Below are 15,722 nucleotides of genomic sequence, written 5' to 3' on the forward strand. Positions count from 1 at the left end.
CCCTTGACGTTTTTTAGGGATCTTCGCTCGATGTCTTTCTTGAATAATATTGTCATGAGTGGTGTGTTTTATACAACCACCAGCCAGGACAAGCGCAACGTCATAATGACGAACAATCTGTCGCTGTCGCTGGTTGCAATGCTCGCCGTTCTCATGACAGCACGAATCGTGTTGCTTACTGCGGACCCGGTGCTCATTACGCGGCTGGCTTTCGGTATGATTCTTTGCCTCATTCCGATCTTACTTAACTACTTCGGTTACATTTGGGCGAGCCGCTTCCTACTGAGTTGGATACCCCCCGTGCTCATTCTCGCGCTCTTTGTGCTTGCTGTAAAACAAGGTCGGGAGAACGAAGTATCTGCATATATCGGTCTCCGCTTTTTCCTTTTAGCATTTAGCTACTATCCTTTCCTGGTATTCAGCCTGGGCAACGTTAAACAACTGATTGCCGGTCTCACAGTTCCGTTCTTTACTATCCTGTTCTTCGATCCGATCCTTGACTTTTTCGGCGTTGGATATCCAGAACAGACATTGAACAGTTTCCCTTACATGTATAACACCGTGCGTGCCATCGTTTCGTTTGGCATCATCGGTTCAGGATGTTACTTTCTGAAACGCGCCTTCGAAAGGAGTGAAGATGCCAATACCAATCTCCTGAAAGAGGTTGAAGCTATGAACGTGATGATGCAGCAGCAGGCCAAGAGCGAAGTTCATCAGCTTAATCAGCAACTGTATGCAAACCTCCAACAGCTCAGCGAACGGGAGTTTATTCTCAGCCAGTCACAACGCATAGCGAGGATAGGTAGCTGGGAGTACCATGTCGCTGACAACTTTGTTTTCTGGTCGGATGAGATGTACGCCATTTTTGGATTGGATAAGGAAAGCTTCGAACTGAAAGTCTCCAATCTGAGTGAAGCACTGGGAAATGAAGGAGCTGTTCACGTTTCGCAGGCAACAGCCGAGCTCCTGAAAACCGGTAGCCCATTCGATATCACGATCCGAACGAGAACACCGATTGGATATAAGAAATGGTTTCGCGTCAATGCCTTTCCCATTTTAGAAAGTGAAAAGATAGTTGGCGCCAGAGGCATTTGCCACGACATAACTTTCTTCAAGGAGGCGGAGGAAAAACTTCGTTCGAGCGAGGCGAAGTTTGCAAAGGTATTCGAGTCTTATCCTGACATGATCCTTGTGGTGCGGGAGGTAGATCAGATTGTCTTCGACGTGAATCAAAGGATAATAGAGGTACTGGGATATCATGAGCACGAAGTGGTAGGGCTTCCGTTGCATTCATTAAAGACCTTCATGACGGAGGACGTCCGTCAGTTCTTTATTCAGGCGAATGATGCCATCGGATATGCTGAAAAGGAATGCGTCCTGAAGAGAAAAGACGGAGCGACCATCATGGTGAGAGTTACCGGCACCAGAATTTCAATCGAGGACAAGTACTATCGCATGTCAATCGTCCAGGACATCACCGAGCAGAAGAGAACCGAACAGGAGAAAGAGGCCGCCCGCGATTCGTTCCTTTCCTCACAGGCCAACCTTAGGGCTACCATCAATAATACAGAGCTCTTGATCTGGTCTGTTGATCGCGATTTTAACCTGATCACCTTCAATATTCCTTTCGCAAAATACATGCTTCATCACTACGAACTGGAGCTGGCGATCGGCGACGCGGTACTGGAAGGAACGCGGGCTACAGAGGGCGCCGAAGTAGCAAAGATGTGGAACTCACATTATACAAGAGCATTGGCGGGCGAGATTGTTACCCTGTATGACACGCGACACGGGCAGGATATCCAGTATTCACTCAGTCCAATCATTGAAGACAATCAGGTAATTGGTGTCAGTGTCTTTGGTGATAATGTTACTGAGAGTCGTACCAAGGACCGTCAGCTTGCTGAGGCTAATAAAAAGATTGGTGAATTGAAGCTGATGGCCCTTCGTTCGGCCATGAGCCCTCACTTCATTTTCAATGTGCTGAATTCTATCCAATACTTCATTGCAAAGAACGATCGTCTAAATGCGATCACCTATCTCACTACATTCTCCAAACTGATCCGCAGCATCCTGACTCACTCGGTGGACAACAGGATAAAGTTATCGGACGAGATAGAATTGCTTAAGAACTATGTGCAGCTGGAAATGGTGCGCTTCGAAAATAAGTTCAGCTTCGAGTGCACGGTTGATCAAAGTCTTGAAACGGAGGCAATTTATATTCCTTCGCTGCTCATTCAGCCTTACCTTGAAAACGCCATCTTACACGGACTATACAATAAGATCGGCCGCGGAACTTTAAAGCTGGCAATTTTCGAAAAAGGTGACGCCGTCATATTTGAAATCGAGGACGACGGAATTGGTAGAGCAGCAGCCACGGCGTTGCGCCAGCAGAATTTTCCTGCTCACAAATCGATGGGAATCAAACTGACCGAAGAACGTTTGCAGCTGATCAATCAGAAAAACAACGTTGGATTTGAAGTGGAGGATCTTTTCAGCAACGGTGAGCCTGCCGGGACACGCGTTCGGATACAGGTTATCTGCTAACGCCGGATACTGCTCATGGCCCTGCCGGGGAAATTTATTTTCAGATTAATCCGATAGCACTTCGCTGATCTTCCGCACCACGCCATCGATTTCAAGCGCGTCTGATTTGATCTCTTCAATATTGCGTCGGCGATCGCGCGGTAATCTTTCTTTTTCGATCAGCGCAATGAGCCCGAGAATGCGCGCCAATGGGCCGCGCACGTGATGGGCATTAACGTAAGCATACTTCGATAGTATCGCTCGCTTCTCGTCGCGCTCGAGGTGCTTGGCCAGAATCTTGGTTTCAAGTTCGGACAAAAGCTTTTGCAATTGTTCACCCTGAACTCTTAGTTGTTTAGCCTGTTCACTAAGAGTATTCGCAGATAAATCGAGCCTGTTGTTAACTGATTGAATGTATTCTCTGTATCGTGAGAATCTATTCTTTGCATACAGGCAAAGGCTGATCAGCACGAATACGCAGGCCAGGTAGTTGATCTGTGTCACCAGCAATGGTTCACTGTAATTGATATCATTCTCATAGGTTTGTGTCAGGTAGATCGCATGAAATGCATAGGTGGCGAGAGTGATGCCGAGTAGGGTCCCATGTGAAGTAAATATGGCGAACGCCATCATCGCTATAAATGCATAGGGGATTATGCCCTGATAGCCGCCGGACGATTGCCAGGTAAACCACGTAGTGACGAGAAAAATGAAATGCAGGGCAATGAAGGAGACGGTTTTATATCGCCTGAGAAATATCATTCCAGCCAGCAATACCATGTTTACAACACCAAGCCAGAGCACCAGTTCGGGTTGGCCGGTGGAGAATTCATTGATCCACCTGATCAATCTGAAAATCGCACACAACACGAGGCCATAATAAAAGATCCGGCTCTCCAGAGCAGACATGATGCGGTTAATTCCGATGATCATGATCTGTCTTTTCTAGGTTGGTGATGAGATTTGCAACAACAAGGTTGAGTTCGTCAATTTGGTCCTTTAGGTTGTCAGTAAGGCCCCTGGAATTGAGCAGCGCACCCGGCGCTGATTTCATTCGCGACATTGATAGTCGCAGGTTTTGTGTTGACAGGTAGATGTAATTATTCAGCGCTTCATCCTGACCGCGGATATCGTCGTCGTAACCCTGGACATCTTCATGTAGCCTCCTGGTTGCTTCGACCAGTACCATCCGATGACGCCGCAGTTCTTCGTGCTGCCTGCGAATGAGGGCGTGCTGTGCCGCTATGAGTTCACGAGCTTGTCTCACTTTGCGCGTCTCCCTTTTAAGCATGCCTTTGAAAATAAGCAGCACAACGCAAATCGCGAACATCGACGTGAAGTAGCTGTCATAACTATGAGTTGCTGCCCTGAACAGAGACGTAGTGATTCGGCCCTGAACCATTTGATCAAGATTTATAAAGACAATTACTACGAAAAGGCTGCTCAGTATAATAACCAATTCTTTGCCCCGGTAACACAACGCAAAGGCTACTCCCAATGCCATGAAATTGTATTCCGAACTTCCTTCAACACCTCCTAGCCTGATAAAACTCCACGCTGCAAAAATCAGCAGGACGAAGCCTACCCACAACGGTACCGTCTTTATTTGTCCCCGGAGAATGAAGACCAATAACATTATGAATACTGCCAGCACGGGCACGTCGATAAGAAGGTTTGTGGGCGAGTGCTGCTTTAGAAACAGATCCTGAATGATATCCTTCAGCATCCGCGCGCAGCCGATAGACGTAATAATAGCCCAGGCATTAATCTCAAATGGCTTTTCTTCGCGCAACGGATTCGCCAGTGGAAGCATGAGAGGCTGAGGGGTTTGTTAAATTTAAGGAAAATTCGAACATCCGGAAATCGGACCTCTCCTCAGGCGATCGCCTAAGCCGCTGATTAGCACTATCTGATTGGCCTCGTGAACTATATCCAGGATAACTTCTTTACTGTCTTCTCACTTTCAACGGTACCTGTATGCAGTGTTTCTTTCGGCTCGAACAGCAGATTAAACACGATATCACCGTTCGTATGCGGACGATGTTCAACGCCACGGGGAACGATAAGGATCTCACCTTCTTTAACTTCAACGGTTCTTCCATCGCGGAAGTCCATGAGCAGCGTTCCTTTGAAAACCATAAAAAGTTCATCTTCGTTTTCATGACTATGCCAAACGAAGTCGTCCCTTAGCTTGCAAAGCTTTACGTACTGCCCATTAAGCTCTCCGATAATATGCGGCGTCCACAACGACTCAAACAGAGAGAACTTTTCGGCGATATTAATAGAGTTGATTGGTTCCATAGTCAGGGCCGTTTAATGTGCGGCCGCGACTCAATATAGCAGATCGCACAATCAAGTGCGAACATTCCGGAGATCTACCTGAAGCGATAGAGTACTCCGAATCCAATCCCTGCGCGACTTTGTTTAACATTGAGTGCACCATTCATTACTTCGTCATTCAACAATGAACGCGAGAATACGGGCTGCACAAACACACTCATCCGTTCATTCAGGCCATACTCGGCGCGATAGAAGATCCTAAAATTCACAAAGTTCTTTGTCGAACGACTATCAGTTTCGGTTGAGCGGTTAATCAAACCGTATTCGTACTGCATGCCTCCACCCAACTGATGCACAAGTTTACCAACGCTGATAACATATGATGCGCCAGCAATGAGCCCGATGTTTTGCATGTGGTAATCAATCGTAGTTGTTATGGTGTTAGGCTGAACTTCATATTCAAGTCCACCATTGGAGGCAATGTTTGAAGAGCCCGAGATGATTTGGTCCAGCGATAATTCTGCCGATTGCTGATAGTAGGAGAGGCCCGCGAAGACGTTAAGTCGTCTGGCAACGAGAAACTGAGCGCCGGCTTCGAAAGAGAATGAAAGGCGCTCGCTGGAAAGAACACCGGGACTATTGAGTTTGTCGAAGGTCGCGTCATCACTCGTAGATGGATTAACATGTTGAAAAGTCAGTGATGGAGTCGCCATGCCGTAAATCCGCCATCGGCTTTCATGCTTACGGGGCTTCGCAGATACAATGATTTCCTCCTGAGTTATGCTATCACGTTTTACACTGACATCATCGATCTTTATGGAGTCTATGAGTAATGATGAGTCCAAATATACTATTGAGTGGTTTACTGAATCCATGTGCAAACCGGAATTGGTTCCTGGTGAGGCATCCGGCAAAACAATGGGCATTGTATGTCCGGCCGTTTCCTTGATGACGCCTGCAGATTTCGCTTCGCGCAATTGACTGGTTGATGTCAGATTCATGTCTTTCAATTCAGTCATGTTCTCGTTCTGCGCAGGCGACTGGTCCTTTATCTTATTGTCTATATCGCTGGCTATGTCATTGTTACTAGTAGGAGTGTTCGTGTCGGCGTTTAATGACGCCTGAGCTGATGAAGAAGAGGATGTTATTGTTGCATCCGGATCACTGGTCTGAAACAGATAACCGCGCCCGACACTCAAAAGCATCAGCACAAGTATGAGTGCATACCTGTTCCTGGTCTGTGTGGATGACGTGGGCTTCGATATGGCAGACCCGATGCCCGCCCAAACGTCTTCATCCGGTGCTTCTTCGAAATTCTGAAGCCGGACTTTTATTCTTTCGAACAGCTCTTCGTCAGGCAAATTTTTCATAATACTGTGTCACGTCGTGACATTTAAGTTTGTTTTTCAACGCCGACTTAGCATAGTTTAACTGCGAACGCGACGTGCTCTCCGTGATATCAAGCATCGTGGCAATCTCGGCATGACTGTATCCCTCAACAACGTAGAGGTTAAACACGAGACGACATCCATCTGGCAGCTGATTAACCATAGTCATCAGAATCTCGTCACTTACTTGTGCTTCGGCATTAGCCTTAACTTCTTCCGTTACCGTTTCATCGATCGGACCGGTTTTCAGAACATTCTTCTTTCTGAAGTGGTCGATGGCCGTGTTCACCACCACGGACTTCATCCACGATTCGAGCTTTCCTGATTCCGTCACCTGATGAATCTTCCGGAATATCTTGATGAATGATTCTTGCAATACATCTTTTGCTTCCTCGCGGTTGTTGGTGTACCGCCGGCATAGCCCCATCAGTCGGGCCTTAAAAAGGTCATAGAGGATGCGCTGTGAGTTCGCATCCTCTCTATGACATCCTGCCAACAGCTCCTTATATTGTTGCATTACCGCGAGGGTCTCTTCTAATAGTCAACGGGCCGGGAAATTTAGTTTGTTGTCTGATCAAAATGTGCTAATCCTGTTGCTTGATATAGGCTGTAGCCCGTGTGCAAACTTTGCCGTTGCAGATCTCATACTGCAGTGAATCAGACTTTAACACTACTCTCTCATATCTGATTCTCTTCGAAGCATTGTCAATAGTGGCATTTCCATGTTTTGGTTGCCGCGTTATTGTGAACGTCTTCAGCGAATCGCAGAGCTGATCGTTCTTCAATACATCGATATAAACAATTGAAGTGCTAAGAGCTGTAATGTCCAGCGAATCAGACAGCGCCTGGAAGGAGCATGGTCCCTGGCTTCCCGTGAGTCGTATCACAGCTCTCGCTGTCTTTTGAACTCCGCCTTTGCTCACTGCATAAGTGAATTCATCAGTTACGGTGGTGCGTTGTGCTTTAAGGCTGTAGGTGAATCCTCTTCCGCTACGCGCTACAGTTCCGTTCCAGGGCGCTGTAACAACGCTGATACTGTAGTCGTCAAGCGAATCACAAAGCACATCGTTCGCAAATACATCAAGGAAATATGTTGTTGGCCGTTTTAGTGTATCGAGAGTGTAGATATCATCCGCTAATGCAAACCCACATACCGAGTCGCGGTTGATGTAAACGAATCCATAACCGAATGACGCCGGATTCTGCGCGTTTGTTACTTTATAGATGACGGTATCTTTCCCGGTAAACGACGCACCCGGCGTATAGACAACCGTTGTCCCGTTCACCTCTGCCATTCCATGATGAGGCAGGAAACCAGAAACAGGTTGATAAACTGAAAGACTAACGGACTTTCCGCAGAGAATGTCATTCCGGAGAACGGGCACACTGACGCTTTCTCCATCGAACCGGTTTACATAGTCAGCGACTGGGTAAATGTTGCATGGAAGGTTTGTCGAGTCTGTCTCGACGTTTATATAGATCGTGTCCTTCGTAACAATGCTGTTGTTGTTAAAGACGGTAAATTCAAAGCGATCACGTGATCGTTTCACGCCCTTGTTGGGAGCATATCGTAATAGTCCTTCGGCGATAGGCTGCAGAGTACCGAGTTGCGGCAGTTCCGTTACGGAAAGTTTGCCAGCGAAATTGGAAGCTATTAGTGACTTAAGATCGATCACTGTTTCACCATCGGCGAGGACGTAAAGCTCGTCTTCGGAGACCTTGACCGTCGGATCAGTAACATCGGATTCAAAACTGTCGCAACCAGCGACAAGCAACGAGAACAGGAATACAGCGAGTATGGATGCCCGAAAGGGGCGACGATCAGTTATTTCATGAGGTTTCATACGTGTGGCTTTTCATGGGGTTAGACGGAGCCCCATTGCCAAACGTTGGAAACCTTTGAAGTTTTTTGTTAGTGCCTCTGTTTATGATTGATGACTCAGAATCAGCGTAGAGGGGATGTCTGAAAGCCAGCGGCTTTTAGCATCAACCACCATCCTCCAGCTGTCAAGACTGAGCACCATAAGGTCGCACCCTTCGAACAGAGACTTGTCAATGGTCTTTTCCTGCAATACGGCGATGTGATTGGGTGCCTTTTGTTCGATGGAATGGATCAACTCTTTCATATCAGTGCTGGCCCTCACTTTCCCGGCAGCATCAAGTACGATTATCTGCGCCTCAGCGTTATGTATGAATTTCTGCGCGTATTGGATCAGAAAGGCATCATTTGCACTGAACAACGGCATGAATATCCGCTGAACCTTTTCAACCTTCTTGTCGATTAAGATTCCCACCGAGATCTTTGTGCGCGTCAGTATCTGAACGGTGCGTTCATCAAAGGGCAGGTTGTTATATATTTTCCCCTTGCGCGTAACTGTTTGTATAAGTTTTCCGGGATTAATAAACCGGGTCGTAAATCCGAGCACCTTCCCCAGGAGACTTCCTTCGAAAATAGACTGCCCTAAACCAATAAGCAGCAGATCGAAGTTTCCTGTGTTTGCTGCCTCTGCAATTTCGCTTTCGATATCATTGGTAGCTTTAAACAGTGTGACGACAGGCTGCTTCAACCGCTGAGATTCGTTCTCTACAGGAAGAAACGTTTCACGCTCGTATTCTTCCATGTTATAGTAATGAAGCTCGTCGACAGCCGAAAGATGCATGGCAGTAACCGATGAGTTGTCTTTTACTTTGTTCATCAAACTGTTTGCAAGACGAAGGAGCGTTCTTCCTGTTTCCGGATTGGCAAAGGATATCAGGATCTTGTATTGACTTATCTCTCTGATCTTATTGGATACAACTTCCGGCGTCGATTTGAATGACCAGTTGATGATGTCAAGTGCCGGGCCAGTCATGATAGTGGTAACCAATGCCATGATCACCATCATTGCAAATATCTCCGGTCCAAGAACACCGAGGTCATATCCAATGTTGAGAACAACGAGTTCCATCAGGCCCCGGGTGTTCATCAATGCACCCAGAGTCAGGCTGTCTTTCCAACTCTGACCTACAAACTTTGCCGCTATTGCACTGCCTACAAATTTACCGGCCACGGCAGTCAGAATAATAAATCCTGTCACCTTCCACAACGCGGGATCATCCAGTAACCCAATTTGTGTTCGCAAACCAGTAAAGACAAAGAACAACGGCAACAGAAGAACTACTGCCACGTCTTCAACTTTTTGTATAAATACACTTCTGAACTTGGGGCTTTCAGGCATGATCGCTCCCATCATGAACGCGCCGAACAGCGCGTGAATACCAATTATTTCTGCCGCGTATGATGAAAGTATCAGCGTAACGATGAAGATCCCGACTACGGATTTGCTCAGGTTTTCGTTCGAAGCATGTAAGTCGCCAATTCTTTTCAGGAATGGTCTCACCAGCTTGATCATGACAAACACGTATACAAGCGCGAGGATGACAACATATATCGAGCTCTGGAATGAACCCGCCTTAACAATGGCTATGACAGTCGCCAGTATGCACCATGCTGTGATGTCATCAGCAGCAGCGCAGGTAATGGCGATTGCACCGAGCCGCGTTTTGTGAATCCCTCGTTCCTGGACAATACGCGCCAGTACAGGGAACGCGGTGATGCTGGTCGCAATCCCCATAAACAAACTAAAAGATAGAAAGTTGATGTTTTGTGGAGCGAGCGACTCGTAGATAAAATAGGAGAGGCCCATTCCAAGCGCGAACGGTATGATGATACTTGCGTGACTGATAACAACCGCTTCGTGCGCTCTTGTTTTTAATACATTCAGATCGAGTTCGATGCCCACGATGAACATGAACAGTATCAGGCCCACCTGGCTGAGGAACTGAAGATTGCCGAGTGACTGCGCGGGGAATAAGGCAGCTGAAAATTCGGGCCAGTATAAGCCGACCAGTGACGGACCGAGTACGATACCTGCAATGATTTCACCCACCACCGACGGCTGGCCTATGCGCTGACAGATCCATCCGAAAAATCGTGCTGCTAAAATGATCGATACAATTTGAGCAAGCAGGATGGCCAGCGGATGCTTCAGGTTGTGAAGAAAACCTGAGACAAATTCTTCGAATGAATCTCCCGCTTCCGGTTTCACAATGCTGCGCCCCGCCTCCATCGCCGTACCCTCACTGGCGATCCAGTAAATCAGAGCACCGAATGCGCCAATTATGAACAAGTAAAAGAGCAGGTTCCTGGACGTGGAGAGCTTCATCTCAAATTTGTTTGGCGCAAAAATTTACCTTTAAATCCTATCAGAAAAGTCCATTCCTGAAAAGCGCGGCTTTTTGTAACGAGTCGGCTAAAATATGTAATGACTAGTCGGGCTGAACGCTTCGCAAAAATTCCTTGCGGTAGCTGTCGCTCAGAGGCAATTTAAGGGGTGTTCCAGTCTGGGTTGACACTGTGGTCGTAATTTCGTTGTACGCAAAGGTTTGAATTGCCCGCACTGCAATAAGGTCCTTCTTGCTTACCCGCACAAACTGCCCTTTCGGCAGTAATTCAGCTAGGCGCTCAAAGGAAATGTTTTTTAAGGTCAACTGGGAGCCATCAGACAAGTAGGCGAGCTTGTCGCGGCTATCGGTTTGGGAAACGGTGCAGTAAAGCAATTGTCGAACGTGGATGAGGGATTTTCCCTTGTCTGTGTTCAATTGAATGTAGCCCTTTTCACCCGGAAGAGACTGTTGTCGCGCCCGGGCCTTTAAAACAGCCTGGTGTAACCTCTCGCGCTGAACGGGCTTTCGTACATAGTCAACGGCATTAAGATCAAAGGCCTCTGCGGCGTATTCGTTATAGGCAGTCGTGAAGATTACCATCTTGTCCTTCAGCATCGTGGCAAGCTCAAGTCCGTTCATGCCGGGCATCTCAATATCCAGGATGCAAAGATCGAATTCAAGATTCGGAAGGTCCCGCAAAAAGATTATTGGATCATTAAACGCTTTTACAACCTCAAGTTCCTCCAGCTGATCGCATATCATTTTGAGATAAGAAAGCCCGGGCAGCTCATCATCCAACAGTAAGCATCTTAACTTTGTGATCAAGTAAGTTGATTTTTAGGTGTGCAATGTACACATCTCCCTCAATGAAGGAGTCAAGGGAATATGTACTCCCATAGATGATATTCAATCTCTGCTCCAGAGTCTTCTTTCCAATGCCACTCCTTTCCTTCTTTATAGGTTGTCGCCTTGAAATCTTATTCGACACCGTCAGCTGGAATGTGTCATTCTTGAATTCAAATACAATAGAAATGAAAGCGTCAGCGCTCTGCAAATCGGCATGCTTAAATGCGTTCTCGATAAGGTCAGTTGAGACCATTGGTGCCATCAGCTTCTGATGCAACAGCGGCTCTGTCTCATCAATCCGGTTTTTTACTTTTAATTCAAACAGCGGGCTGATCTTGATCTTGTTGATCTCGATGAGGTTTAACGCAAAGTCTATTTCTTCTCTTGGTGTAACAAACCTGCTTTTGCTTTCATATAAAATGTAGTCCAGAACGCTTCCCAGCTTGTCGAGAGCAAAGTAAGTTTGATAGGCGTGTGATTGAATCGAGTTGAGAATGTTCTTTAAAAGGTGTGGATTGAGTTTGGACTCCAGAGTTTCAAGCTGAAGGGTGTTGAAGGTTCCCTGCAGCTGCTCGATCTGCTCAGCCATTTTGCGCTTTTCCCCATCCGACTGCCTCAGCCTGATGAACAGAATGATCATCCCGACAAGCAGGATCGCCGGAACTAATAGGAGAATGAAGAACAATGTGTCGTTCATGGATTTTGTCGACCGGGCGGAAATTTACTAAAGATTGTGGAGATGGCGGTTCGTTTGGGTTTTGCCTCCCCTGGCTGTTGGAGGGCCCGGTTTATGCAGGGAAGGATCTGCGGATGCAGGGTCACTGATTCAAGCCAGGCCCGCGCCGGCGCCCAGCAGCCACGTTAAGTTCCCCGCATCCTTCTTTGCCATTGCCAGGAAGTCTTATATTTGATGCCCTGATTCAGGATCAGGCAATGGATTGTTCGCTGAAACGTTCTAGCATTATGAGGAAGCTTCCGTTCGTCGTCTTATTTATCGTTATCATGACCGCAGTGGGGTCGAACGCTTTCGGTCAGCGAAAGTCCCCTCAAAAGACACGGGGTGCCAAGGCGGCATACGGCGAACCGCTGGATGTTTGGCAAAGCAAGAAGAAAGCAAAGAGGTCGTCAAAGAAGGCCAAGCGAAAGGCAGCCAAAAAGAAGGATGCTGCCCCTTTAAACCGGAACCGGAACAAGAGCCCCTGGGTTAACTAACCACCGCCGATAATTTTGTCCCTAAGTGACGAACAAACGAAGCAACGATTCTTTCCTGCTCCGCGATACGTTCACCGATCTGCCGTCGCTCATCACAAGGTATCCTCCTTCGCCACGCACATAACGAACGACCTCATTCATATTCACCAGGTACGAGTGGTGAACCCTGAGGAAAAATGGAAACGATTCGAGACTCTCTTCTATCTGTTTTAAAGTACGGCATGCAATGATCTCACGATCGTTCTTGAGTTGAAAGCGGGTGTAATTATCATCAGCAGTACAACAAATGATTGCTTCGGCGCTAACCAACTCAAACCCGTCAAATGTTGGGATGGCGAACCGGGCAATGCTGCCTCTCGGGTTACTGAGTTTGTCAAGAAGTATACCGAACTGTTCTTTTGAGGGAAACTGTTTTCTGCTGTCCAGTTTGCGGACTGCCCCTATGAGGTCAGATGGAGCAATAGGTTTTAATAAATAATCAAGTGCACTAAGATGTATGGCCGTGATTGCATACTGGTCATACCCCGTCGTGAAGATCACGGAGAAGTTGACATCGCTGAGCTTCTTTAGCATGTCGAAGCCGTTCATTCCGGGCATTTCAATATCCAGAAATACTACGTCAGGTTTATGAAAGTTGATAGCCTGGTACCCTTCCTCCCCTGACTTGCATTGCTGTACAACATTCATGGTTGGACAATGCTCTTTCAACAGGATATTCAGTGTGTCAAGACAATGGATCTCATCGTCAACGATAATCGTCTTAATCATACATTACAGGGATTTTGATAGTAACTTCAGTGCCGGCAGCACAGCCATCGATATTAACCAGATCTTTTATTGAAATTGGGTAGTCGGAAGCATTGCCTAGCATGTGGGAAATCCTATCGGCGGTAATCTTGAGACCAAGCGATTTGTGTCGCGTTGCCGACTTGCTCGACAAAGCGGCAGCCTGTGCTCTGCCAACACCGTTGTCCGTAATTGTGAATTGCAATTGCTGGTCTGTCTTCCTGACTTCAATGTTAAGAATTCCAGATTCTGACTTGTGCATCAATCCATGCCAGATGGCATTCTCAACGTAAGGCTGCAGAAAAAGCGGCGGAACTTTCAACTCCGAAGGGTCGATATCCTCCGAAATTGTGATGCTGTGGACAAATCTGTTTTCAAAGCGAAGTGACTCAAGCTTCAGATAGAGGTTCAGTCCTTCCAGTTCGCTGTCAAGGCCGATATGAGAAAACTGTGAATTGGAAAGAATAAGTCTGATGAGCTTTGAAAATGTAGTGAGGTAATCGGATGCCAGGGCTCTATCGTTAGTTAGGATATATCGATTAATGGAGTTTAGTGAGTTGAATATAAAGTGAGGATTCATCTGCAACCTCAATGCCTGCATTTCGAGCTCTGCAGCCCGGTGTTGCAGCGCCGCCTTCGTTGAATCACCTTCAAGCTTCTGCAAACGCAATTCATTTTGAATCGTAGCGAGACGTTGGTTTTCTGCTTTTCTTCTAAGGGATACATTCCTGAACGCAATCATGCCTATTGCCACCACCATCATCAGCGCTGACGCAAAGTAGATTTTTTGAGATCTGGCCTGATGCAACTGAAGCTCGCTCTTGCCCAGTGAAGCTTGCAGTTCCTGCTGCTCATAACGAGACTGCAATGCGGCGAGCTGCTGCTGCACCTGATCCGAATCAATGATATCTTTGTAATGGATGTATTGCTTAAGATACTTGTATGCACTATCATACTCGCTTTCACGCTCATACAACTTTGAGAGCATACTACTTGCATCCCGGACATACTGTCGCGCTCCCTTTTGAGCAGAGAGCGCTAACAAACTGCGAGCAGCTTCCATTGATAGCGCAGGATCATTGGCTAGCTCATATGCCTTCATCATCCTCAGGAGCGTCCACATCACCTGATTAATATCATCTATACTTGCGAAGCCTGTCAGCGATTTCTTCAACTTGTTTATTCCTACTTCAATGTCGCCATTCATAACGTCCACTTCAGCCATTCTCGAATCACACCAGTAGGTATCACGAGAGTTTAACGCAGGCCGGGTCACGCTATGGGAAATGGATTTTTCGTGAACCACATTGTAGTAGTACATCGCTGAGTCATATTTTCCAGCCAGAAGAAAAGTTTCGCCTATAAATGTGTAGAGTGTGCGATCATAGTCGATTGCCTGGGCCTTCATCATCCTGATCGCCTCGTGATAGTATGCAAGCGATGATCTGTAATCACCAAATGAATTATATACAAATGACAACGTGCAGAATCCGCCAGCATCGAAAGTGGCCGGATTTCGCCAGATCGGTAGGCCCTTTAGTCCATATTCGATGGAGGTTCGGTAGTGTCCACGTTGTGCTTCAAGCGCACTGAGATGCACATATAAGGCGCTCAACTGTTTCTGATCCTTTCGTATCATCGCAAGTTTCTCTCCGTTCCGATATACGCTTACTGCCGACTCGAATTTGCTCTGAGCCCACCGTGCCAATCCGAGATTTGTATAGCACGCAATCAGAACAGAGTCATTTCGAGGAGAAACAGTTTCGTATAAATCGGTCGCCTGAGTGAGGTATTCTTCGGCCTTGGCGAAGTTCCCTAGCAGCAATTCGACGCTGCCAAGGTTATTAATTGCCTCGAACTTTCCTTGAACATATCCTGCGTGGTTTGCCTCAGCTAATGCGTGCAACGCGAAATAGTCGGAACTGTCTTTCATCCCTAGATTGAGATAAAATAAACTTGCCTGATTAAGTGAATCAATTCTTGCGGTCTCGTAAGTATATTTTGCTCCGGCAATCGTACGGAGGCTCTGCGTTGAGGACTGCGCCAGCAGAGACATCCCGCTAAAGGTTAGCGCAAATACAACCAGTAGAAAAGCTTTAGAAACGCTATTCATTGTATAACGATCGGCGCGCGTTTGAGGGTGGCCGACTTTGATCGTGACAGGCCTACAATCTGAACATGATCGCGGTTAACTTTTGTTCTGATCCAACCCCGCTGCTCCAGATCCTCTTTGACGTGGAGTATGTACCATTGAATGTCACCGCGGAAAGTTCCCGATAGTCTGGTTGTAAGTTCATCAATTAATTCACGCAAGTCAATTTCCAACTTCCTGGCTTGAAGAACACTGAGTATTTCCAATGCTACATGCTCGTAAATGAGAAGTGAAATTGCGGGTCCACGCGCTTCACCCTTTCGCCAAAGCAGGATTTCTGAGTTGCTCATTCGAACGATGCTGTTACCAAATGGCAATGTGGAGTA

Annotated in this window: 14 protein-coding genes; 2 read left to right on the plus strand and 12 right to left on the minus strand. The window is 46.9% G+C overall.

Annotated elements, in window-relative coordinates:
- Positions 1-54: 54 nt before the first annotated feature.
- Complete coding sequence (locus WBG78_RS03510; protein ID WP_337324982.1) at positions 55-2,547, plus strand: PAS domain S-box protein; 2,493 nt, start codon at positions 55-57, stop codon at positions 2,545-2,547.
- Positions 2,548-2,592: 45 nt separating this feature from the next.
- Here WBG78_RS03510 and WBG78_RS03515 read toward each other — a convergent pair whose 3' ends face one another.
- The 9 genes from WBG78_RS03515 to WBG78_RS03555 all read right to left on the minus strand — a co-directional run bounded on the left by WBG78_RS03515 (position 2,593) and on the right by WBG78_RS03555 (position 11,943).
- On the minus strand, positions 2,593-3,459 hold the full coding sequence (locus tag WBG78_RS03515; RefSeq protein ID WP_337324983.1) for a hypothetical protein: 867 nt from the start codon (positions 3,457-3,459) through the stop codon (positions 2,593-2,595).
- Positions 3,443-4,339: a hypothetical protein gene (locus tag WBG78_RS03520; RefSeq protein WP_337324984.1), complete on the minus strand. Its 897-nt coding sequence runs from the start codon at positions 4,337-4,339 to the stop codon at positions 3,443-3,445. Before WBG78_RS03520 ends, WBG78_RS03515 begins: the two co-directional genes overlap by 17 nt.
- A 113-nt stretch (positions 4,340-4,452) precedes the next feature.
- Entirely contained in the window at positions 4,453-4,827 is a 375-nt protein-coding gene (locus tag WBG78_RS03525) for a cupin domain-containing protein (protein WP_337324985.1), read from the minus strand.
- A gap of 74 nt (positions 4,828-4,901) precedes the next feature.
- Positions 4,902-6,176 (minus strand): hypothetical protein, encoded by a 1,275-nt coding sequence (locus WBG78_RS03530; protein ID WP_337324986.1) that lies wholly within the window; start codon positions 6,174-6,176, stop codon positions 4,902-4,904.
- Positions 6,160-6,711 (minus strand): RNA polymerase sigma factor, encoded by a 552-nt coding sequence (locus tag WBG78_RS03535; protein WP_337324987.1) that lies wholly within the window; start codon positions 6,709-6,711, stop codon positions 6,160-6,162. The genes WBG78_RS03530 and WBG78_RS03535 overlap by 17 nt, the downstream gene beginning before the upstream one ends.
- 67 nt (positions 6,712-6,778) lie before the next feature.
- Positions 6,779-8,038 (minus strand): Ig-like domain-containing protein, encoded by a 1,260-nt coding sequence (locus WBG78_RS03540; RefSeq protein WP_337324988.1) that lies wholly within the window; start codon positions 8,036-8,038, stop codon positions 6,779-6,781.
- A gap of 81 nt (positions 8,039-8,119) precedes the next feature.
- Positions 8,120-10,399 (minus strand): cation:proton antiporter domain-containing protein, encoded by a 2,280-nt coding sequence (locus tag WBG78_RS03545; RefSeq protein WP_337324989.1) that lies wholly within the window; start codon positions 10,397-10,399, stop codon positions 8,120-8,122.
- 103 nt (positions 10,400-10,502) lie between these two features.
- Positions 10,503-11,225: a LytR/AlgR family response regulator transcription factor gene (locus WBG78_RS03550; RefSeq protein WP_337324990.1), complete on the minus strand. Its 723-nt coding sequence runs from the start codon at positions 11,223-11,225 to the stop codon at positions 10,503-10,505.
- Positions 11,191-11,943 (minus strand): sensor histidine kinase, encoded by a 753-nt coding sequence (locus WBG78_RS03555; RefSeq protein ID WP_337324991.1) that lies wholly within the window; start codon positions 11,941-11,943, stop codon positions 11,191-11,193. The genes WBG78_RS03550 and WBG78_RS03555 overlap by 35 nt, the downstream gene beginning before the upstream one ends.
- Before the next feature lie 266 nt (positions 11,944-12,209).
- On the opposite strand from WBG78_RS03555, the gene WBG78_RS03560 reads away from it, so the two are divergent.
- Complete coding sequence (locus WBG78_RS03560) at positions 12,210-12,458, plus strand: hypothetical protein (protein ID WP_337324992.1); 249 nt, start codon at positions 12,210-12,212, stop codon at positions 12,456-12,458.
- A gap of 21 nt (positions 12,459-12,479) precedes the next feature.
- Here WBG78_RS03560 and WBG78_RS03565 read toward each other — a convergent pair whose 3' ends face one another.
- From WBG78_RS03565 to WBG78_RS03575, 3 genes are read right to left on the minus strand one after another with little or no spacing between them, the layout of a single operon-like run.
- Positions 12,480-13,226: a LytR/AlgR family response regulator transcription factor gene (locus WBG78_RS03565; protein ID WP_337324993.1), complete on the minus strand. Its 747-nt coding sequence runs from the start codon at positions 13,224-13,226 to the stop codon at positions 12,480-12,482.
- A complete protein-coding gene (locus WBG78_RS03570) occupies positions 13,219-15,357 on the minus strand; it encodes a histidine kinase (RefSeq protein ID WP_337324994.1) in 2,139 nt (712 codons plus the stop codon). Before WBG78_RS03570 ends, WBG78_RS03565 begins: the two co-directional genes overlap by 8 nt.
- Positions 15,354-15,686, minus strand: a complete 333-nt coding sequence (locus WBG78_RS03575) for a DUF6958 family protein (protein WP_337324995.1) — start codon at positions 15,684-15,686, stop codon at positions 15,354-15,356. The genes WBG78_RS03570 and WBG78_RS03575 overlap by 4 nt, the downstream gene beginning before the upstream one ends.
- Between the last annotated feature and the right edge of the window lie 36 nt (positions 15,687-15,722).

The organism is Chryseolinea sp. T2 (genome assembly GCF_037203685.1).
Lineage (GTDB): Bacteria > Bacteroidota > Bacteroidia > Cytophagales > Cyclobacteriaceae > Chryseolinea.